Source organism: Luteimonas deserti, assembly GCF_013425765.1.
In the GTDB taxonomy this organism is placed as follows: Bacteria; Pseudomonadota; Gammaproteobacteria; order Xanthomonadales; family Xanthomonadaceae; genus Luteimonas; species Luteimonas deserti.
Genome location: NZ_JACCJZ010000017.1, coordinates 96,219 through 117,173, shown reverse-complemented (window position 1 = coordinate 117,173; position 20,955 = coordinate 96,219). Strand labels below are relative to the sequence as shown.

General features: G+C 70.1%; 17 protein-coding genes and 2 pseudogenes. 5 read left to right on the top strand and 14 right to left on the bottom strand.

Going from position 1 to position 20,955, the window contains the following annotated elements; translation table 11 throughout:
• Positions 1–13: 13 nt before the first annotated feature.
• The 6 genes from H0E82_RS09800 to H0E82_RS09775 form a co-directional block, all read right to left on the bottom strand.
• Positions 14–322, bottom strand: coding sequence for a hypothetical protein (locus tag H0E82_RS09800; protein WP_180545278.1), 309 nt, complete (start codon positions 320–322; stop codon positions 14–16).
• A gap of 88 nt (positions 323–410) precedes the next feature.
• Complete coding sequence (locus H0E82_RS09795) at positions 411–1,307, bottom strand: NAD(P)H-hydrate dehydratase (protein WP_180545277.1); 897 nt, start codon at positions 1,305–1,307, stop codon at positions 411–413.
• Positions 1,304–2,071 carry a histidine phosphatase family protein gene (locus H0E82_RS09790; RefSeq protein WP_425600336.1) on the bottom strand — a complete coding sequence of 256 codons (768 nt, stop codon included), beginning with the start codon at positions 2,069–2,071 and terminating at the stop codon, positions 1,304–1,306. Before H0E82_RS09790 ends, H0E82_RS09795 begins: the two co-directional genes overlap by 4 nt.
• Before the next feature lie 238 nt (positions 2,072–2,309).
• Complete coding sequence (locus H0E82_RS09785) at positions 2,310–2,477, bottom strand: hypothetical protein (RefSeq protein ID WP_180545189.1); 168 nt, start codon at positions 2,475–2,477, stop codon at positions 2,310–2,312.
• A 324-nt stretch (positions 2,478–2,801) separates the two neighbouring features.
• A complete protein-coding gene (locus tag H0E82_RS09780) occupies positions 2,802–4,490 on the bottom strand; it encodes an FAD-dependent oxidoreductase (RefSeq protein WP_180545275.1) in 1,689 nt (562 codons plus the stop codon).
• 63 nt (positions 4,491–4,553) lie between these two features.
• A complete protein-coding gene (locus H0E82_RS09775; protein WP_180545274.1) occupies positions 4,554–5,477 on the bottom strand; it encodes a LysR family transcriptional regulator in 924 nt (307 codons plus the stop codon).
• A 127-nt stretch (positions 5,478–5,604) separates the two neighbouring features.
• On the opposite strand from H0E82_RS09775, the gene H0E82_RS09770 reads away from it, so the two are divergent.
• Together H0E82_RS09770 and H0E82_RS09765 are read left to right on the top strand one after the other, a co-directional pair.
• Complete coding sequence (locus H0E82_RS09770; protein ID WP_180545273.1) at positions 5,605–6,012, top strand: RidA family protein; 408 nt, start codon at positions 5,605–5,607, stop codon at positions 6,010–6,012.
• Between the two features lie 210 nt (positions 6,013–6,222).
• A complete protein-coding gene (locus tag H0E82_RS09765) occupies positions 6,223–7,011 on the top strand; it encodes a formate/nitrite transporter family protein (RefSeq protein ID WP_180545272.1) in 789 nt (262 codons plus the stop codon).
• A gap of 12 nt (positions 7,012–7,023) precedes the next feature.
• Here H0E82_RS09765 and H0E82_RS09760 read toward each other — a convergent pair whose 3' ends face one another.
• The gene (locus H0E82_RS09760) at positions 7,024–7,791 is read right to left on the bottom strand and encodes an SDR family NAD(P)-dependent oxidoreductase (RefSeq protein WP_219338496.1); all 768 of its coding nucleotides are present in this window, start codon (positions 7,789–7,791) and stop codon (positions 7,024–7,026) included.
• 125 nt (positions 7,792–7,916) lie between these two features.
• Between H0E82_RS09760 and H0E82_RS09755 the strand changes: the two genes are divergently transcribed.
• Positions 7,917–8,798 carry an AraC family transcriptional regulator gene (locus H0E82_RS09755; protein WP_180545270.1) on the top strand — a complete coding sequence of 294 codons (882 nt, stop codon included), beginning with the start codon at positions 7,917–7,919 and terminating at the stop codon, positions 8,796–8,798.
• A gap of 184 nt (positions 8,799–8,982) precedes the next feature.
• On the opposite strand, the gene H0E82_RS09750 is transcribed toward H0E82_RS09755, so the two are convergent.
• From H0E82_RS09750 to H0E82_RS09740, 3 genes are all read right to left on the bottom strand, one after another.
• Entirely contained in the window at positions 8,983–10,392 is a 1,410-nt protein-coding gene (locus tag H0E82_RS09750; protein ID WP_180545269.1) for a PQQ-dependent sugar dehydrogenase, read from the bottom strand.
• Positions 10,389–10,829 (bottom strand): DUF2231 domain-containing protein, encoded by a 441-nt coding sequence (locus H0E82_RS09745; protein WP_180545268.1) that lies wholly within the window; start codon positions 10,827–10,829, stop codon positions 10,389–10,391. Before H0E82_RS09745 ends, H0E82_RS09750 begins: the two co-directional genes overlap by 4 nt.
• Before the next feature lie 711 nt (positions 10,830–11,540).
• Complete coding sequence (locus H0E82_RS09740; protein ID WP_180545267.1) at positions 11,541–11,891, bottom strand: hypothetical protein; 351 nt, start codon at positions 11,889–11,891, stop codon at positions 11,541–11,543.
• Between the two features lie 20 nt (positions 11,892–11,911).
• Between H0E82_RS09740 and H0E82_RS17085 the strand changes: the two are divergent.
• A pseudogene (locus H0E82_RS17085) lies at positions 11,912–12,064 on the top strand (hypothetical protein); the annotation flags it as partial.
• A 108-nt stretch (positions 12,065–12,172) separates the two neighbouring features.
• On the opposite strand, the gene H0E82_RS09735 reads toward H0E82_RS17085, so the two are convergent.
• The 4 genes and pseudogenes from H0E82_RS09735 to H0E82_RS09720 form a co-directional block, all read right to left on the bottom strand.
• Entirely contained in the window at positions 12,173–13,501 is a 1,329-nt protein-coding gene (locus H0E82_RS09735) for a DUF2254 domain-containing protein (protein WP_180545266.1), read from the bottom strand.
• 188 nt (positions 13,502–13,689) lie between these two features.
• A pseudogene (locus tag H0E82_RS09730) lies at positions 13,690–14,369 on the bottom strand (MBL fold metallo-hydrolase); the annotation flags it as partial.
• Between the two features lie 203 nt (positions 14,370–14,572).
• The gene (locus H0E82_RS09725) at positions 14,573–17,644 is read right to left on the bottom strand and encodes an efflux RND transporter permease subunit (RefSeq protein ID WP_180545264.1); all 3,072 of its coding nucleotides are present in this window, start codon (positions 17,642–17,644) and stop codon (positions 14,573–14,575) included.
• Complete coding sequence (locus H0E82_RS09720) at positions 17,641–18,828, bottom strand: efflux RND transporter periplasmic adaptor subunit (protein ID WP_180545263.1); 1,188 nt, start codon at positions 18,826–18,828, stop codon at positions 17,641–17,643. The genes H0E82_RS09725 and H0E82_RS09720 overlap by 4 nt, the downstream gene beginning before the upstream one ends.
• A 447-nt stretch (positions 18,829–19,275) precedes the next feature.
• Between H0E82_RS09720 and H0E82_RS09715 the strand changes: the two genes are divergently transcribed.
• The gene (locus H0E82_RS09715) at positions 19,276–20,943 is read left to right on the top strand and encodes a sensor domain-containing diguanylate cyclase (RefSeq protein WP_180545262.1); all 1,668 of its coding nucleotides are present in this window, start codon (positions 19,276–19,278) and stop codon (positions 20,941–20,943) included.
• Positions 20,944–20,955 lie beyond the last annotated feature (12 nt).

Below are 20,955 nucleotides of genomic sequence, written 5' to 3'. Positions count from 1 at the left end.
CCGGATCGAGGCGCTACAGCATGTCCACCGCCGTCGCCCGCACCAGCAGCGCCTCCTGTCGGAAGCGTGTACGCAGCGTTTCACGGTAGTCGCGCCACCAGTCGCGCTCGAGCGTCGGCACCATCACTTCGACCAGAATGACTTCGTCACGCTGCACGTCGCCCGTGTCGTCTTCCCAGGCGCCAACCGCCGGGGTGCGCACGAACGCGGTGACGCCGCCGAAGCGCTCGGTGAGCTCGCTTCGCACCGTGTCGAACATGGCACGCGGGAACGCGTCGCCATCGTTGTCGCGGAGCGGCAGGAAGAACTGGATCAGGTGCACGCCCGGCTCCGCTGCGCGCGGGCCGCGCGTCGGCGCAGGCGCGATCCGGCAAGGCGCCGGCGCGTGTCCGGGACGGGCGCGCGTGCCGTCACGGCATCAGCCCCGGAATCTCGGCGCTGATCTCCCGCGCCAGGAACCCCACCAGGCCCTGCCGGCGCGACAGCCGCGCGCCGGCTTTCGCGTGCAGGTGCACACCCCAGACGGCGGCCTGCTCGGCGCTGCTGCCGCGGGCGGCCAGACCCGCCACCACGCCCGCCAGCACATCGCCGGAGCCGGAGGTGCCGAGGCCGACACTGCCGGCCGTGTTGATCCACAACCGGCCGTCGGGCGCGGCGATGTGGGTGACCCGCCCTTTGAGCGCGAGCACCACGCCCCAGTCGCGTGCGCAGTTCCGCGCCAGGGCGGCCGCCTCCGCGGTCACTGTCGCTGCGTCGGATCCCAGCATCGCGGCCATTTCGCCCGCGTGCGGGGTCATGACGATGGTGGCTTCCGAGGGACGCCGTGCGAGCGCGCGCCCCGTGGTCGCATCGAGCGCGCCCGCATCGAGTACGACGATGCCGCGTGCCTCGGCGATCACCGCCGCCACCAGCCGCCGCGTCGCCGGGCCCGCGTCCATCCCCGGCCCGACCAGCACGGCCCCGGCGCCGCGCACCGCGCGCAGACCGTCCTTACCCAGAGACCTGATCGCACCGCCCGGCTCGTCCGCCAGGCCGATCACCTTGGCTTCCGGCATCACGATCGCGAGCGGCAGCGCCGCGCGCGCCGCGGTGGCGATCTGCAGCTTGCCGGCACCCGCGCGCAGCGCCCCGGTGCCGGCGAGCAGGACCGCGCCGGGCACCTGTGCACTGCCGCCGATCACCAGCACCCGGCCACGATCTTCCTTGCTGTCGCTCGTGGACGGGTCGGGCAACGGCCACCGTTTGAGCAGGGCCGCGTCGATGCGCCGCCCGGCCGCGTCCGCGCGTGCGCGCGGCCGGGTGCTCACCGCGGGCCACCGGGCGCGTCCGACGCCTCCGTCACCGCAGCGCCCGCTTCGAGAAGGGGCAATGCCAGGTTGGCCACCTGCAGCTGGAAACGTCCATCGGGATCGGCGCGGTCGATCGCATACTCGGTGATCGAACAGTTCGGCACGTCCGCCTCGCGGTCGATCGCCAGGATCTGCGCCTCGTCCATGCATTCGAGGAGATACCTGAAGCAGTTGACGATCACCTGGTGGGCCACGATGAGCACGCGGTCGCCCACGTGGTCGCGGCGCAGGACCTCGGTCACGCTGCGCAGCCGCAGGATCACGTCGCACCAGCTCTCGCCGCCGGGCGGCCGGAAGTAGAACTTGCCCACCGAGGCCCGTTGTTCTGCCAGATCGGGGAAGTGCACTTTGATTCCGGCGACCGTGTAGCGGTCGAGCACACCGAACTCCTTCTCGCGCAGACGCTCGTCGAGTCCGATGTCGCTGCGGTCGATGCCCAGCGCATCCGCCACCGCGTGGACGGTCTGCTGGGCACGCAGGAACGGCGAGGTCAACAGGACGTTCGGCCGCTGGGCCTCGGGGAGATCGGCGAACCACGCGGCGAGCGCGCGGGATTGCTCGTGGCCGAGCTCCGACAGCGGCGTGTCCGCATCGCGCGTCGCGATGTCGATCAGGTGGGTGCTGGCGAGTTCGGCCTCGTCGCGGGCCACATTCCCTGCACTCTGGCCGTGGCGGACGATCCAGACGCGGTCCGGCCAGTCGCTGTGTCGAAGCCGGGCCATCAGGGCCGGCTCCGCGGAGCGCATCCCTCGGGCGCTCGGGGTACGCGTGCAGGGCGCCCGCGATGACCGGGCGTGCCGTCAGCGCGGCCGGGCGTTCGTGTCGTGCAAGCTGGACGCATCGCGGAATGTCCGTTCCAGGGCGTGCGGACGAGGGTCGCCGGCTCGGCGTCAAGGGTCCGCGAACCGGACGGCATCCGGTTGCACGCGACGTCGCGCCGCCGCATCGGGCACGAGGCGGTCACGCGCCGGCAAGTCCGCCACCGGCGCGGCCGGGCAGCGCATCGTCGTCCTCGGCGTCCGGATCGCCCAGGTCGCCGACCTCGCGCTCGATGCCGGCCTCGGGATCGGCTGCGGGAGGTGGCGACTGCGCGTCGTCGCGCGGATCAGTCGTGTTCTTCTGGCTCATCGGGGTGTCCTCGCTGTGGAAGACCCGACGCTACCTGCGGGCTCGTGAAGGTCGGCGCGTGCAGCGCCGGTCCCGCGGCTCACACGCGCGCCATACGTGCCCGGACAACTGGGTGGTTCGCACGGCGTCGGATCCGCACCTCACGGCGTAGACACCGTCGCGCCGGCGCGGCACAAGGGCGGTGACATCGGGCGCTACCGAATCTCTGGCATGCCGGCGCCGGAGACTCGCGCCTGGATCCGCATGCGACGTGGACACGGCTGCGCGCGCTCGCCGCGTGTCCGGCGCTGCCGTTCGAGACGCCGGAGCCCCCGCGTCGAGGGCTCAGGGGGTCGCCTCGACCGCCTGCGCAGTCGCGGCGTCCGCGGCCAGATGTGCATGGATCTGCGCGACCACCGCGGCGCCCTCGCCCACCGCCGCGGCCACGCGCTTCACCGAACCCGCACGCACGTCGCCGATCGCGAATAGGCCCGGCCGACTGGTCTCGAGCGACGTGCTGCGCCCGGGCCCGGCACCGTCGGCGCCCGTGGTCACGAAGCCACCGCCATCGAGGGCGACGCAGTCCTGGAGCCAGCCGGTATTGGGATCGGCGCCGACGAACAGGAACACGTGCCGCAGATCGCAGGGATGCTCCTCGCCGGTGTCGCGATTTCGGTAGCGCCCGCCGACCAGGCCCCGCTCGACGTCGCCCTCCAGCGCCACCAGCTCGGTGCGCGTGTGCAGCACGACGTTCGGCAGCGCGGCGATGCGGTCGATCAGATAACGCGACATCGAGGCCTCCAGCCCCGCGCCGCGCACCACCAGATGCAGGGTCTTCACCTTCGGCGCCAGGAACACCACCGCCTGCCCGGCCGAATTGCCGCCACCGACCAGGGCGACCTCTTCGCCCGCGCACAGGCGCGCCTCGATCGGCGACACCCAGTACGAGACGCCGGCCCCCTCGAAGAGCCGCAGGTTCTCGATATCCGGTCGCCGGTAGCGTGCGCCGGAGGCGATCACGACGGTGCGTGCACGCACGCGTTGACCCGAGGTGAGCTGCAGGGCATGCGGCGCGCGGTCCCCGTCGCCGGCGCAGACCAGGCGTTCGACTTCGAGCGGGATCGCCAGCTCGGCGCCGAACTTGAGCGCCTGGTTGTAGGCACGGCCGGCCAGCGCCTGGCCCGAGATGCCGGTCGGAAACCCGAGGTAGTTCTCGATCCGCGCCGACGCGCCGGCCTGTCCGCCGATCGCCCGCTGGTCCAGCACCAGCACCGACAGCCCCTCGGAGGCGGCATACACGGCCGCCGCGAGTCCGGCCGGCCCGGCGCCCACGATGGCCACATCGTGCACGGCCTCGGGATCGAGCTCGGGCGTCATGCCGAGGCAGGCGGCCGCTTCCGCGGTGCCCGGTCGCTTCAGCACGGCGCCATTGGGGCAGACCATCAGCGGCAGGTCGGCCGCCAGGATGCCGAGACGTTCGACGATCTCGCGGCCTTCGTCGCTGTCCGCGTCCACCAGCGTGTTCGGATACCCGTTGCGGGTGAGGAAGCCCTGCAGGCCGGTCACCTGCGCATCCCCCGGCGTACCGACCAGGACCGAGCCGGATGCGTCGCCCTCGATCAGCCCCACGCGGCGCAGGATCAGCGCGCGCATCACGATCTCGCCGAGTTCCGCGGCGCCCACCACCAGCGCGCGCAGATGCGCCGCATCGATCGGCAACGCGGTGCAGCCGTCCGCCGACGCGTGCCCCGCGGCCAGCGAGGCACGCCCGGCCAGCTGGCTCACCTCGCCGGTGAACTGGCCGATGCCCTGACGGGTGATCGGCTTTTCGTGTCCGAGCCCGTCGCGACGCGTGACGTCGATCGCGCCATCGAGCACCAGCCACACCGGGGCATCGCAGTCGCCGACGTCGAACATCACCTCGCCGGCGGCGAAGCGGCGCGGCGGTCCGCTGGCGAAGCGGCATGCACTGGCCACCTGGGCAGCATCGAGCACCGGAAACATCTGGTGACGGCGGTCGTCGGCGAGTGCCATGGGCGCGGGTCCGGAGGCGGGCCTGCATCATGCACCCGCGCCGCGCGACCCGCACGCGTGCGCTCAAGGCCGGGGCGGCATCACCGGTGCGTGCACCGCCACCAGCTCGGCGATCCAGTCGATGAACGCGCGGAGCTTCGCGCTGACGTGGCGGCTGGGCGGATACGCCACCGACAGCGGCATCGGCGCCATCCGCCAGTCCTCGAACAGCGGCACCAGCTCGTCGGCCGCGACATGGGCGGCCGCCATGTAGTCCGGCAGCCACAGCACACCGAGACCGGCGAGACCCGCTGCGAGATAGGCATTGCCATCGTCCAGCGCCACCACGTACCGGCCGTGCGCGTGCACCTGCTCGTCGCCGCGATGCATCGGAAAGCTCACCGTGCGTCCACTGCGGCCCCACAGGAACCCGACGATGCGGTGATGACTGTCGTCGAGTTCACGCGGATGGGCCGGTGTGCCCATCCGCTGCAGGTAGGCCGGCGCGGCGTAGACACCCAGCGCAAGATCGCCGACGTGGCGCGCGACCAGAGACAGATCGGTGATGGTGCCGCCGCGGACCACACAGTCCACGTTGTCGCCGATCAGGTCCACCCGTCGGTCACTGACCCCGAGATCGAGGCGGATCTCCGGGAAACGCGCATGGAATGCAGGCAGCGCCGGCACCAGGATCGTGCGTGCGAACGGGGCCGGCACGTCCACCCGCAGTCGCCCGCGCGGCGTGGCCGACGCACCCGAGAGGCTGGTCTCGGCATCCTCCATGTCCCCCAGCAGGCGCAGTACCCGCGCGTAGTACGCAGCGCCGTCCTCGGTCACCCTCACCTGGCGGGTGGTGCGATGGAGCAGCTTCACCCGCAGGCGCGCCTCCAGTTGCTGCACCAGCTGGGTCACTGTGGCGCGGCTCACGTGCAGGGTCTCGGCCGCGCGCGTGAAGCTGCCTGCCTCCACCACACGGGCGAAGGCCTGCATTGCATCGAATCGGTCCATCGGCACTCCGCAGGCGACGATTGTTCGGATTCTACGAACAGACCTGGTCGATGCCGCGGATTTATCCGGGGCCGCGCCCGGCACAGACTGGCGCCCCAGGGTCACCCCGACCCCGCAGGAGATCGTCATGACCGCACGCGACGCCGTATTCCCCGCCGGCCGCCACGCGCTGTACGAGCGCCATCGCTATTCGCCCGCGGTGCGCGCCGGCGGCTTTCTGTTCGTCTCCGGCCAGGTGGGCAGCCGGGAGGACGGTTCGCCCGAACCCGATCTCGAACAGCAGGTGCGCCTCGCGTTCGCCAACCTCGATGCGGTCCTCGCTGCAGCGGGTTGCAGCTTCGACGATGTGGTCGACGTGACCGTGTTCATGGTCGACCCGGCCACGCGCTTCGAGCAGGTGTGGAGCACGGTGGTGCCGGACTACTGGGGCCAGGCGCCGTTTCCGACCGCCACCGTGGTCGGCGTGACCTGGCTGTCGGGATTCGATTTCGAGATCAAGGTGACCGCGAGGCTACCTGGGGCCGCGCACGGCTGAGCAGCGCCGGCGCGGTGACGCAGGCACAGACGCCTGCACCCGGCCTGCCACCGCGACGGCGCAGGAATCGGATCACGTGCGCACGTGGCCACCGAGGGGCGTGTCCGCTGCGCCCGCGCTGCACGGGTCGGCGCACGCTTCACCGCGCATGCCGTATAGCTGGACGCTCCGCCGACTGGATGCACGCCGATGGCCGACGACTCTCCCGTCATGTCCACCCCGGACGCGATCGCCGCCGCCCTGTCCGACACCTGCGTCGACAAGGCCGGCCTGCCCATCGGACGCATGACCGGACTCGGCGTACTGGCCGGCGCCTACATCGGTTTCGGCAGCCTGGCGGCGGTGCTGCTCGGCGCCGGTGCGGACGGCCTGCCCGTCGGCATCGCCCAGGCCGCGGCCGGCGTGGGCTTCTCGCTCGGTCTGATCCTGGTGCTGCTTGCCGGGGCGGAACTCTTCACCGGCAATACGCTGATGACCGCACCGCTCGCGCAGCGGCGCATCGGCCTGGGCGCGCTGGCGCGCGCCTGGAGCGTGGTCTGGGTCGCCAACCTCGTCGGTGCCGTGCTGCTGGTGCTGCTCGCCATCGGCGCGGGCGTGCATACGGGCGACGATGGCGCGGTGGCGGCGTCGGCCATCGAGCTGGCCGCGGACAAGGCCGGCAAGCCCGCGGCTGCGATTGTCGCCAGCGGCATCCTCGCCAACGTGCTGGTGTGTCTGGCGGTCTGGATGGCGGCCGGCGCGCAGTCGGCCGTAGACAAGGTCGCGGTGATCGTGCCGCCCATCGCGGCCTTCGTCGCGCTGGGGCTGGAGCATTCGATCGCCAACATGTCGCTGCTGCCGCTCGGCCTGCTCGCCCAGGCCGCCACCGGCGCTGAACTTCCAGGTGCGCTGTCCTGGAGCAGCGCCGGGGCCAATCTCGTCTGGGCGACCCTCGGCAACATCATCGGCGGGGGCGGTCTCGGCCTCGCCTACTGGGCGATCCATCTGCGCAAGAAGTGACTGCCTGGCGGGTCAGATGGCCTGGCCGCCCGAAACCTCGATGCGTTGCGCATTGACCCAGCGGTTCGCCTCGCCCAGCAACGCGGCGATCATCGGACCGATGTCGTCGGCCACGCCCACCCGGCCCAGCGCGGTGATGCCGGCGATGTGGGCATTGATCTCGGCGTCGTCGCGCACCGCGCCGCCCCCGAAATCGGTCTCGATGGCGCCCGGCGCCACGGTGTTCACCACGATCCCGCGTGCGCCGAACTCCTTGGCCATGTACACGGTGAGCACTTCCACCGCCGCCTTGGCGGCCGCATACGCGGCATAACCCGGATAGGCGAAACGGGTGAGCCCGCTCGAGAGGTTGACGATGCGCCCCCCGTCCGCGATGAGCGGCAGCAGCGCCTGGGTGAGGAAGAACACCCCTTTGAAGTGCACGTCCACCAGCCGGTCGAACTGCGCCACGGTGGTCCCCGCGATGGGCGCCATGTCGCCGTGGCCGGCGTTGTTGACCAGGTGGTCGAACCGGTCGCGCTGCCAGACGTCACGCAGCCCGTTGCGCAGGCGTTCGACGAACCCGTCGAACGCGCCCACCTCGCCGGTATCGAGCTGCAGCGCGAGGGCCTTGCGCCCCAGCGCTTCGATCTCCGTGACCACCGCACGTGCCTCGTCGGCATTGTTGCGGTAGGTGAGCACGACGTCGCCGCCGCCGCGTGCGACCGCGACGGCGGTGTTGCGGCCGAGGCCGCGGCTCGCGCCGGTGATCAGGGTGAGGGTGGTCATGGGCAACTCCATCGGGCTGTGAGGACGGGAGACAGGGTCCCGCAGCCACGGAGCCCACCGTTGCCGGAACCTCGCGATCGCTTGCCCGATCCTCCAGCGCGCCGCCCCGAACCCGGCTCCCGGGCTAGTCTTGGCGCATGGACGCCTTGCTCGAAGCCATCCGCCGCCACGCCGACCTCAATCCGGCGGGCAGTCCCGTGGCCACCGCCATACCGGGCCTGGCCATCGTGCGTGCCACCGCACCCAGCGACCTCGTGCACGACGTGCTGCGACCCATGGTCTGCCTAGTGCGCCAGGGCGCCAAGCGCGTGAGCATGGGCCCGCAGGATTTCGATTTCGCCGCCGGCGACAGCCTGCTGATCACTGCCGACATTCCCACCACCAGTCGCATCACCCGGGCGAGCGCGGCCGCGCCGTACTACTCGCTGGCACTGGAACTGGACCCCGCGGTGATCGCCGACCTGGTCGCACAGATGGAACCCGCGCCGGACGATCTGCACCCACCGGTGCGTGTATCGCCCACGGAGGACGACGTCGCCGACGCCGCGCTGCGCCTGATGCGCCTGCTCGACCAGCCCCGGGCCCTGCCCGTACTCCGGGCACAAGGCGTACGCGAACTGCACTACTGGCTGCTCGCAGGCCGCCACGGCGACGCGATCCGCCGCCTCGGCTGGCCCGGCGGCCACGTCGAGCGCATCGCGCGCGCGGTGAAGCGGCTGCGCCGCGACTTCGCGCGGCCCTTGCCGGTCGAACATCTCGCCGCCGAGGCGGGCATGAGCGCCTCGGCCTTCCACCTGCACTTCAAGCGCATCACCTCGCTGTCGCCGCTGCAGTTCCAGAAGCGGCTGCGCCTGATCGAAGCCAGAAAGCTGATGCGGGTCCAGGGCCTGAGCGCCAGCAGCGCGGCCTACAGCGTCGGCTACGAGAGCGTGCCCCAGTTCACCCGCGAGTACGGCCGCATGTTCGGCGTGACCCCCGTGGCGGATGCCCGCGCAGTGATCACCGCAGGGATGGCCTGAGCAGCCGTCGCACGCAGCGCGGGGCGCGGGCCGGGCGCGTGCGTGGCCATCACCTGCGCCGCTGCGCCAGCCCGGCGCGTCACGTACCGCAGCGCGATCCCGACCCGGCCGGCGGATTCGTCCGTTGGCCGGTCGGAAGGCGGGACGGGCCTCTCGGCCCGTCCTTCTCCCTACCGCGCGCCCGTCAACCTGCGGGCGGCGCGCCCGCGGTGGCAGGCGCATCGGGCGGGCGATCCGCAGAGGCGGCAGCGGGCGTGGGCACAGTCGAAGCGGTGCCGCGTGCCGGCGTGATGCGCCAGATGGTGTTCGACAGATCGTCGGCCACCAGCAGGGCGCCGCGCGGATCGACGGTCACCCCCACCGGACGCCCGCGGGCCTTGCCGTCCTCGCCGAGGAAGCCGGTGGCGGAGTCGATCGCCTCGCCGGACGGGCGTCCATCGCGGAACGGGACGAACGACACCTTGTAGCCCACCGGCGGATCGCGGTTCCAGCTGCCGTGCTGCCCGACGAACACGCCGTCGGCGAACTGCGCGCCCATCGCCGGGGTCGAGAACGCGAGGCCGAGGGCCGCCACGTGCGATCCCAGCGCGTAGTCGGGGGTGATCGCCGCCGCCACCTTCTCCGGCTTCTGCGGGCGCACACGGTCATCGATGTTCTGACCCCAGTAGCTGTAGGGCCAGCCGTAGAAGCCGCCGGGCCGCACGCTGGTGAGATAGTCGGGCACCAGTTCCGGGCCGATCTCGTCGCGCTCGTTGACCACTGCCCAGAGCTGGTCCATGCCCGGGTGCATGGCCAGGGCGGTCGGATTGCGCAGACCGGTGGCGAACACCCGGTGGAACCCGGTCTGTGCATCCACCTGCCAAACCTGCGCGCGGTTTTCCTCCACCGCGAGACCACGCTCGGTGATGTTGCTGTCCGAGCCGATGCCGACATACAGGTAGCGGCCATCGGCGCTGATGGTGAGCGCCTTGGTCCAGTGGTGGTTGATGGCCGCGGGCAGCCAGGTGACCTGCTCGGGCGGGCCGGACGCATTCACCGCGCCCTCGGCATAGGTGAAGCGCAGCAACGCGTCCTGCGTGGCGACATAGATCGCCCCGTCCGCATAGGCCAGTCCGTACGGTGCATCTAGGTTGTCGGCGAACACCGAGCGGCCCTCGTAGGTGCCGTCGCCATCGCCATCGCGCAGCAGGGTCAGACGGTCGCCGCTCTCGACCTGGGTATTGCCGCGCGCCTTGATCACGCCGGCGATCACGTCCTTGGGCGTCAGCTTGGGCGCACGGCCGCCGCGACCTTCGGCGATCAGGATGTCGCCGTTGGGCAGCACCAGCATCTGCCGCGGGATCAGCAGGTTGTCGGCGATGGCTTCGATCGTGTAGCCCTCGGGCACCTGCGGGCGCCGGTCGCCCCACTCGGTCGGGGTCGAGACCTTGAGCACCGGCAGCAGGCCGCGCTGCGGCTTGGGCAGGTCGGGCGCCGTGCCGACATAGGTTTCAGCCGGCGTGCCGCCGCAGGCGGCGAGCGCCAGCGCGAGCGCAGGCACCAGAGCGCGTGCCAGCGGCGCCGCCTTCGACCTCAGGGAATCACAGCGCTTCATGCCACCACCTCCCGACGGCGCAAGGTGCCGCCAAGCGCGAACCACAGTGTCGCGGCGATCGACACCACACACAGCACCGACCACATCAGCGCCTGCGGCATCTTCTGCCAAGCGTCCATTGCATGGACGAGTGAATTGAGGAAGCCGAGCAGACAGGTCAGCGCGAGCAACCCCACATAGATGTAGCGCGAGCGGATTCGCGCGGACGGTGTGATCAGCGACACGAGCGCCCAGACGAGTGCCGGCACCGCAAACACCAGTGCCCCGGCGACCAGCCATGACGCGAAGTTGGTCCACTGGATCTGATAGCTCATCGCGTAGGTAATGTCGGCGATCAACGCGCCGAGGAACAGGGGAAGTGCGCTGGTGACCAGCAACAGGTGCAGGGGGTGCAGCGGCCTGTGCGGCTGCGCCACGACTACGGGGAGTGGGTGCATGGTGGGTCTCTCGTATGTCGGGGCAGCGCGTCAACAATTGCGCGCTGCATCGCAGACAGTCGTGCATCGGGTCGCAAGATGCAGTGAATACGTGCGAGCTGGGCGTGCGGACGCTGGGGTTCTACTCCGTTGCTCGGAGGGGACGCTGGATTTCAGGTGGTTCACGGAGAATGGCGAGCAGCGTTGAGCCCGTCTCTCTTGTTGGGAGGGGCTCAAAAACCGGGGCAGCGACCTCGGTGCGCAATTCGCGAAGATCGACCCTCATCCCCAACCCGTCTCCCGGGGGATCGGGGAAGAGCGGGGGTGGCGGCGCCAGAGCGCCTTTCCCCAGGGAGAGATGTGGGAGTAAGGGTGAACGCTCCGCGTACTCCGTCAGAGGCCGATGGCAGCGCTTTGGGCGAGCCGCGGACTGCATCGGGAAAGGTCTTCCTCACCACGGCTTATCGCATGAAGAGAGCGCACCTCGATAGCACCTGCATCCGATCGAACACCCGGAGCGGCGACCTACTCCCGCCCGCCAGTCAGACCGCCTGTCCGCCCGACACCTCGATCCGCTGCGCATTCACCCAGCGGTTCGGCTTGCCGGCAGCGAGGCGATCATCGAGCCGATGTCGTCCGCCACGCCCACGCCCACCGCCCGAGTGCGGGGATGCCGGCGAGCTGGGCGTTGATCGGCGCGTTGTCGCGGACGACGCTGCCGCCGAAGTCGGTTCAATCGCGCCTGGCGCGACGGTATCGACCGCGATGCCGCGCGGGCCCGGTTCCCCGGCCATGTACAGGCCCAGCCTCTCCACCCCGGTTCTGACCGTTGCCTACGCGGCATACCCCGGAGAGGCGAAGCGCGTGAGGGCAGGTGGAGATGTTCATGATGCATCCGCCGTCGCGGATCACCGGCAGCAGCGCCTGAGCCAGGAAGAACACGCCCTTGAAGTGCACGTTCACGCGCCGGTCGAACTGAGCGATCGTGGTGTCACCATGGCGGGCGTGGTGGACGAGCTGGTGCGCCCGGCGGTGGATGGCCGCGGGCACCGCATGCGCGGTCCACAAGGTGTCGGTGATCATGCCGCCGACCGCCGCATCTCGTGGCGCTCGGGCTTGAGCATTCGATCGCCGACATGTCGCTGCTGCCGCTGGGCCTGCTGGCGCAGATGATGACCGGCGCGGACCTGCCCGCCGGATTGTCCTGGGGCGCGGCCGGCGTGAACCTGCTGTGGGCCACGCTGGGCAACATCATCGGCGGCGGCGCTGGGACTTACCTACTGGGCGGTGCATCTGCGCGGCAAATAAGCGCGCGCCGCCAATCCCGGCGGCATCTGCCGTATCCAACGCGCGTCCTGCCGGGCTCAGGCGCCACTGGCATCATCCCCTGGCGCATTCGCCCCGGCGAGCTGCTGCTCGATCCTGCGGCGCGATTCGCTGCTCGAGGCGGTACGTCGCGCGACTTCAGCAATCACCTCGCGCTTGGCATCGAGCATCCGCTGCCGCGCGGGCGAGCGTGCGCCCGCGCGGATCTGCTCGATGGCCTGCAGCAGCCGCAGCAGCACCACGGTGTTGCCGTGCGCGTTCTCCAGAATCTGGTCCATGCCCAGCGCCAGCAGACGTTCGAAATCCGTGCCCATCGGGATCACCCGCAGCATGTCGCCATCGCACAGCGGACGCGGCGCGATGCGCCGGCCGGCCAGGCGTTCCAGGATCACCGACAGGTAATCGAGGCTGGTGATCGCGGTGGTGGTGTCATTGATGCCCGGCGAGAGCGCTTTCAGCGCCACGTCCACCAGCTGCCGCAGACCGAAGGCGATGTCCTGCTCGATGCTGCGATAGGAATCGATGGCGAACAGGCGCGACAGGTCGTCCATGGCGTCGGCCTCCGGTACGTGCGCGGCCCCGATGCTGGCGATCGTGCGGTCCGGGCTGGCGAAGTCGCCGACATTGCGCTCCATGCGCACCAAGACCTGGTGTTCGCGTGCGAAGTCCAGCAGCGCCTGCGGATCCACCCGCTCGATGTAGCCCAGTTGCGGCGCACGCACTGCGTGCCAGCGCAGGCCCTGCGGCAGATGGTGATCCGGCGGCACGTCGTCGCTTTCGAGCGGATCGGGGAACAGGGCCTCGATGGTCTCCAGCGTGTCGTCTGCAATGCCCCTGGCGATGGCGCCCGACTGGATCTGCGCCGCCACGTGATGGATGAAGACCGCGAGGAACGTCACCGCCACCAGCACCAGCACCAGCCCGCCGAACAAGGCCAGATGCGGCACGAAGGGCACGTCGCCATGGCCTGGAATGGAGCGCATCACTCCGATGCAATAGGCGAACACGCCGAGGAACACGCCCAGCACCACCTGGTTGCGGCGGTCGCGCATGAAGTTGCGCAGCACGCGCGAGGTGTACTGCGTGGAGGCCTGCGCCAGTGCGACGATGGTGATCGAGAACACCACGCCGGCCACCGTCATCATCGAGGCGGCGATCGTCGACATCAGGTCACGCGCGCCGGTGGCGTCCATCGCGAACAGCTTCGGCCAGTGTTCTTCCAGGCCGCCCACCTGATGGTCGATCGCGACCAGGCCTGTCGCCAGGCCTGCAGACCCCAGCACGATCAGCAAGGGCAGAAACCAGAAACTCGACCGCAGGCTGATCGCCAGCTTGCCCAGGGTCCCACTCGCGAAGCGTTTAGCCATTCCACACTCCCGGTGATCGGCGGATGGTGGTGATGCGCGAGTGTATGCGACGCGAGTCAAGGCGAGCGATCATTCCCCCGAGCGTAATGCCCCGGAAACGCGCCACGCCGGCACCAACGAAGGTCCGCGCCCGCACCCTGCGCTGGGGTGCCGCACAGCCCGTCGCAGTAAGATCAGCTCCGCAGCCTGCCGCGCGCTTCGTTCAGCGCGGTCACGCGCTCCATCGGTTCGGTCCAGGGATGCATGGCGAGGTCGAAGGTACCGTTGTGGATCGGCAGCAGCCACTTCGCGCCCAGATCCTGCGCTGCCTGCAGCGTCTCCCCCGGCTGCATATGCACGTACGGCCGCTGATCGATGGTGGCCAGATCCAGCTGGTCGTAGTGATCGTGGGAGAGGATCACCCCGCGCAACGGCGGCAGATCGGCCAGGGCGATGGGCGGCGCGTGGAAGCGCTTCGGCCCTGCCCATTGGACCGGTGAGGCGCGCTCGGCGAACACCGGGTCGGTGATCCAGAAACCGCCGCGCAGCTTCATCAGCACCGTGCAATGACCGAGCCGGTAGAGGCTGCGATCCGGGGCGGCGTCGAGTTCGGCGCGGGTGAGCGGCACCACCGGAATCAGGCCCGTCGGCACGGTGTGCGCCGGCTTGTGCGGGAGCATGTTCCAGGCGATGCCGAGCATCTTGCCGACCCCTCCGGTGGCTGCGGAACGGGGCTGCGGAATACCCCGTCGGCGAACTGCGGGGAGCCGGCATGCGCCGGCGGCGGGCTGCGGGTGAGCACGGCAGACAGCAAACATGCGGTCACGAGTAGGAATCCTGTCAGGAGAGTGGCGCGACGCAGGAGACGGAAGCGGGTGCGCGCGGCCATGGGGGACTCGTGCGGTGAGCTGCTCTGCAGCAGGCCCTGCGCACCCTCAGACACGCGACTCTCCAGCTTGCGGGGTTGGGAAGCCGATGATGTAGCGGGCACTCCGGAAAGCATCGAAGCCGTCGACGGCCATCGCCGGCGCGGGTCCGAGGCCGGTCCGGGCGTGGACACCGCGCCCCGTCCCCGCCTCATGCATCCACGGCTCAGCGCGCCAGCGGGGCCGCACCGTCCCATCGCCGAAACTTCGACACCACCCAGGTCTCCGCGTCATCCACCAGCGTGAACGCCGCCGGCACCACGATCAGGCTGAGCACCGTGGAGGTGATCAGGCCGCCGATCACCGCGACGGCCAGCGGCATGCGGAAGCTCGAATCGGCGGTGAAGCCGAGCGCGATCGGCATCATGCCGGCGCCCATGGCAAGGGTGGTCATGATCACCGGGCGGGCGCGCTTGTGGCAGGCGTCCATCAAGGCTTCGTGGCGGGCCATGCCCTGCCCTTCGGCCATCACCGCGTAATCCACCAGCAGGATGGAATTCTTCACGGCGATGCCGATCAGCAGGATCAGGCCGATCAGCACCGGCAGCGAGATGTCGAGGCCGGTGATCAGAAGCGCGCCGAAGGCACCGCAGGCGGCGAGCGGCACCGCGACGAGGATGGTGATGGGCTGGCTGGCGTGGTTGAAGAGCAGCAGCAGCACGCCATAGACGCAGAAGATCCCGGCCACCATGGCCATCGCGAAGCCACCGAACATCTCGGCGAAGATCTCGCTGTCGCCGGCGGCCTGGCGCTCCACGCCGGGGGGCAGGCTGGTGATGGCGGGCAGGCGGTCGATCTGTTTTTCCACCTCGCCCATGGCCATGCCGTTGAGATCGACGGTGATGGTGACGTTGCGGCGGCGGTCGAAGCGGTCGATCTGCGAGGGGCCGCTGGCGGTGGTGATGTCCGCCACCGAAGACAGCGGCACGCTGCCACCGCTGGCGGTCGGGACGCGCAGCTGGCCGAGCAGCGTGGGGTCCGACAGCGCGCGCTCGTCGAGCTGCACGCGGATGGGAATCTGGCGCTCGGGCAGGTTGAGCTTGGCGAGGAACTGTTCGTAGTCGCCGCGGGTGGCCACGCGGGTGGTGGCGGCGATGTCGGCAGTGGAGACGCCCAGATCCGCGGCGCGCGCGGGATCGGGTCGCACGATGATTTCCGGCCGCACCAGTGCGGCAGACGAGCCTACAGTGCCGAGGCCCGGCAACTGGCGGATCTCGCGCTCCACATCGCGCGCGGCGGCGGCCAGATGCACCGGGTCGTCGCCCGCCAGCACCAGCTGCAGCGCGCGACCGGGTTCGCCGCCCTGGAAACTCAGGCGCACGCCGGGCAGGTCCGCCAGGCGCTCGCGGACCTGGGATTCCAGCTGGTACTGGTTGAGCTTGCGGTCGTCGGTCCAGCGGATGGTCAGCGTGGCCTTGCGCAGCTCGGCGCTGGTGAGATCCCCTGCCGGACCGTTGGCGCCGGAATTGCTGCCGGCGGTGACGAAGACGTGGGTGATCTCCGGAATGTCGGCGATGCGCTGGCGCGCGGTTTCGGCCACGTCCACGGTGGTGTCGAGCGCGGTGCCGGGGGGCAGTTCGATCAGCACGTTGCTCTGGATGCCATCCGCCGGCGGAATGAAGGTCACCTGCAGCAGCGGCAGCAGCGCCAGCGACCCGATGAAGATGCCCAGCGCGATCGCCAGCGTGCGGTTGCGGTAGCGCAGCGCGCGGTCCACCAGGCGCAGGTACCACTGCATGAGCTTCGAGTCGCCCGAGTGCTCGGGCAGCGGTTTGAGCAGATAGGCCGACATCATCGGCGTGATCAGGCGCGCCACCAGCAGCGAGAACATCACCGCGGCCGCGGCGGTCCAGCCGAACTCGCGGAAGAATTTGCCCGGAATGCCCGGCATGAACGCGACTGGGATGAACACCGCGGCCAGCGTGCAGGAGGTGGCGATGACCGCCAGGCCGATCTCGTCGGCCGCTTCCAGCGCCGCCTGTTTGGGGCTCTTGCCCATGCGCAGATGCCGGTCGATGTTCTCGACCTCGACGATGGCGTCGTCCACCAGGATGCCCACCACCACGGCCAGCGCCAGCAGGGTGATCATGTTGAGGCTGAAGCCCAGCCAGTACATCACCGCGAAGGTGGGAATGATCGACAGCGGCAGCGCGATCGCCGAGATCAGCGTGGCGCGCACGTCGCGCAGGAAGAAGAACACCACCGCCACCGCGAGCGCGGCGCCCTCGTAGAGCATGTGCATCGAGGAGCGGTAGGAGTTCTCCGCCACTTCGGTGCTGGAGGCCACCTCGACCATGCGCACGCGCGGTTGCTGCTGCTGCAGCTCCGCCACCGTGGCGCGCACGGTATTGCCCACGTCCACCTCGCTCGAGCCGGTGGTGCGCTGCACGGCAAAACCGATCACCGGACGGCCGTCGAGCGTGGTGCGCTGGCTCAGCGTGGCGTTGCCGTCGCTCACCGTGGCCAGCGTGGACAGGCGCACGCTGCGGCCGTCGGGCATGAAGATCGGGTAGTCGGCGAGATCCGCCGCAGTCTCCACCGTGCCTAGCGTGCGCACGGCCTGCTCGCTGCCGCCCACGGTGGTGCGCCCGCCGGGCTGTTCCTGCTGGATGCGCGCCAGCTGCTGGCTGATCAGCGCCGGGCTCACGCCGAAGCCCTGCACCGCCTCGGGGCGCAGGGCAACACGGATCTCGCGGTCCACGCCGCCGATACGCCGGACCGAGCCCACGCCCGACAGCGCGAACAGGCGTTTGGACACGGCGTCGTCGATGTACCAGCTGAGTTCCTCGTCGCTCCAGCCGTCGGCAGTGACGGCATAGGTGAGCATGTCGCCACCGGTGACGTTGACCAGCGAGACGATCGGTGGCTCGACATCCGCCGGCAGGTCGATGCGCACGCGGTCGATCGCGTCGCGCACCTCGTCCTTGGCGAGGGTGCCGTCCTTCTCGATCTCGAAATTGAGGATGGTGGTGGAGACGCCCTCGTTGACGATCGAGGCCATGTTGCGCAGGCCCGGGATGCTGGCCGTCGCATCCTCGATGCGCCGGGTGACCTGGGTCTCCAGCGTGCTGGGGCTGGCGCCGGGCAGCACCACGGTGACGTTGACCACCGGCACGGTGAGATCCGGGAACTGCGAGACCGCGAGCCGGTTGAAGGCGACGAGGCCGGCCGCGGTGAGCAGGATGAAGACCAGGATGGCCGGCAGCGGCCGGTGGATCGACCAGGCGGAAAAATTCATTCGACGAGGGTTCCGCTGGCGGCATCTCGCGTGGCGGGACGCGTGGTCCCCGCTCCCGCGGGCGCGGTGCCCGACGCGGCGCCTCGCGCGGCGTCGGGCGCTGCATCGGCGGCGTCCGCCGCATCATCGCCGTCGACCACCCGGACGAGATCGCCATCACCGAGAAAACCGGCGCCGCGCGCCACCACACGATCGTCCACCGTGAGGCCCCCGGTCACCTCGATCATCCCGCCATGCGTGGCACCCACGGCGACGCCCTGTTCGCGCACGCGATTGTCGGCCTGCACGGTGAACACGTAGGCGCGGCCGTCGCGGCGCACCACTGCGTCGTTGGGCACGAGGAGAGCCTGGGCGCGGCCGAGGGCGAGCCGGCCCTGGGCGAACATGCCTGCGCGCAGCGGGCCTGGCTCGGGGAGGTCCACATAGACGGTGCCGGTGCGGCGCTGTGCATCGAGACCCGGCGAAATCGTGCGCACCGTGCCCGCAACCGGGCCGACCGGCGTGTCCACACGGACCTGCGTACCGACGTCCACGCGCAGCAGATCCGCCTCGGCCAGTTCCGCGCGCCATTCCAGGCGGCCGTCGCGGATCAACCGCAGCAGTTCCCCGCCCGCGCCCACCACCTGTCCCGGCTGCACGCTGCGCGCGGAAACCACGCCGGCCACTGGCGCGCGCACCACGGTGAATTCGCGCTGCACGCGCGCGGCGTCGCGGCTGGCCATCGCCGTGTTGAGGCGTGCCTGGGCATTGTCGCGTTCGGCCTCGGCCTGCTCGGCGTCCTGCAGGGCGACCAGCCGTTCGTTCGCGAGTTCGCGCACGCGCGCGGCACGGCGCCGCGCGGTCGCGAGATTGGTCTGCGCTTCGACGACGGCGGCATCCGACTGCGCGAGCTGCGAGGCCAGCGTGCGGTCGTCGATCCGCAGCAGCACGTCGCCCGCGGCCACCACGCTGCCCACTTCCACCTCGACGTCGGCCACGCGCAGGCCGGAGAGCTCGACCCCCACCGACACGTCCTCCCACGCGGCCACGGCGCCCGACGCAACGACCTCGCGGATCACCTCGCGCTGCTGCGGCGTGGCCAGGGCCACAGTCAGGCTCGCGGTGGCCTCGGGCGTGTCGCTGCCGCGGCACGCGACAAGAACCAGCACTGCGGAGAGTGTCAGCAGACGAACGAGTATGCGCATCGCAACGGGAAGGATCGGGGGCCCGGCACCGTATCAGCCCGGCACGCGCGATGCGGTGACGGCAGACCACGGCTGCGGACCATGCACGCGAGCGGCGCTGCCCCGAGAATCCGCTCGCCAAAACATACGGCAGGCGCAGCGGGAATGCGGCACTGAGCGGTCCGCGTTTGGCCTCCACTCGGCGCGATGGCATGGGACGGGCTCACAGCAGACACTCGGCCCGAACATCCGGCTCGACGCCGCGCACCTTACTGCCGCGCGGCTTCAGGCAGGCGCTGCTGCCAATCAGGACGATGGACCGGCAGCGGCTGACGCGTCGACCAACCGGAGTCTGCGCCGCCCTTCCCACTCCGTGCGCCCCTGCTGCGGCCCGGATCTTGCATCCCCCCACGTCTGACGCCGTGCGCCAGGACGCGCCGTGACACCCATCGGTCTAAACCCGACACCATGAATACAAGCGACACTCCAGTCACCCGACCGCTTACGGTGGCGCTGAAAGCGACGCTGCTGACGGCGCTGTACGTGCTCGGCATCTGGTATGCGACCGCCTTCGTCGTCGGTCCGTCATCGGTCACGTTGTTCTGGCCGGCCGCCGGTGTGGGGTTTGCGGCGGTGGTGGGGTTCGGGCCGCGCTGGGCGGCAATCATTCCGGCTGCAGTACTGGTCGCGCATCTGTCGTTCGTTTCGGTACCGGTCGGTTTCGTGCCGTTCTCGATGCTGGGCAACCTTCTCGGCGCCCTGGCCGGCGCGACCGTGCTGCACGTCGCCCGCACGATGACCCCGCATCGCTCGATCAGTGTGCTGGCGATCCTCGGCGGCGCACTGGCGATGTCGGCCGTCGCTGCGGCCATCGGCACTGCAGGCTTGCTCACCGCCGGCATGGTGCCGGCGGCAGGCGCCGCTGCGGCCTTCATGAAGTGGGCCCTCGGTGATCTGCTCGGCATCGCCTGCGTGGCGCCCACTCTGTTGTTGCTGGTGGCACGCACCTACCGTGGCAAGGATGCCCCGCTCCGATCCGACTACGCGCCGATGGCCGAGCGCGCGGTGTGGGTGCTGACGTGCGCCGGAGCCTATCTGTTCCTGTTCTGGGTGGGCTCGCAGGACACCGCCTACGCGCTCGGCATGGTGGCATTCCCGCTGGCGCTGCTGGTGTGGGCCGCGTTCCGGTTCGGCCGCCTCTGGACCGCCGTGTCCACCGCGGCCGCGGTGTTCGTAGTCACCTCCCTCACCGGTCTGGGCCTGTCTGCGTTCCGTTCGCCGGAATCCACGCTCGACACCTTGCTGCTGCTGGCCTTCCTCAACGTCTTCGCCATCCTGCCGCTGATGTTGATGGAAACGATCCATGGACAGCGTGTCGGTGGCCGTCGATCGCTGCGGCTGCTGGCGGAGGCCGCACACGCGCAGCACGCGCAACTGGAAGACCTGGTGGCCGAGCGTACCCGTCAGCTGGATGAAGCCAACCATCAGCTGGAGGAAGCGAGCCAAACCGACGTACTCACCGGCCTGCGCAATCGCCGGTATGCAGCCCGGCAACTTCCGCTGGACGTTGCGTTCTATGCGCGCGAAGCCCGTTCGCCGCACGCGCTACCGCATGCGTTGTTCTTCGCTCTGGTGGATATCGATCACTTCAAGCGTATCAACGATACGCTGGGCCACAAGGCAGGTGACGACGTGCTGCAGCAGTTCGCGTTGGTGCTCGCCGGCCTGGTGCGCAGCAGCGACTATGCGATCCGCTGGGGCGGTGAGGAATTTCTGCTCGTGCTTCGGCCCATGCCGGGCGAGTCAGTGGAGACCATTGGCGCGCGAATCTGCTCGGAGGTGGCAGCCCATCGCTTCCGGGCCACCGGGCACGCGCCGCTATCGATCACCTGCTCCGTCGGCTTTGCCGAGCAGGCCCTTGCCAGCGAGGCGGTCGATCTACACTGGGAGCACATGGTGGAACTGGCCGATGCCGCGCTTTACTGGGTGAAGCACCACGGACGCAACAACTGGGCCGTCTTGTCGGCCGCGCCTGGTGTAACGCTCGACACCCTGGTGGCCCGATTGCGAGATGGCACGCAGGCCGCTGTCGACGACGGGCTCGCTGCGGTGCGGACTGGCAAGCGGACCGGCTGATGGATGCTGCAG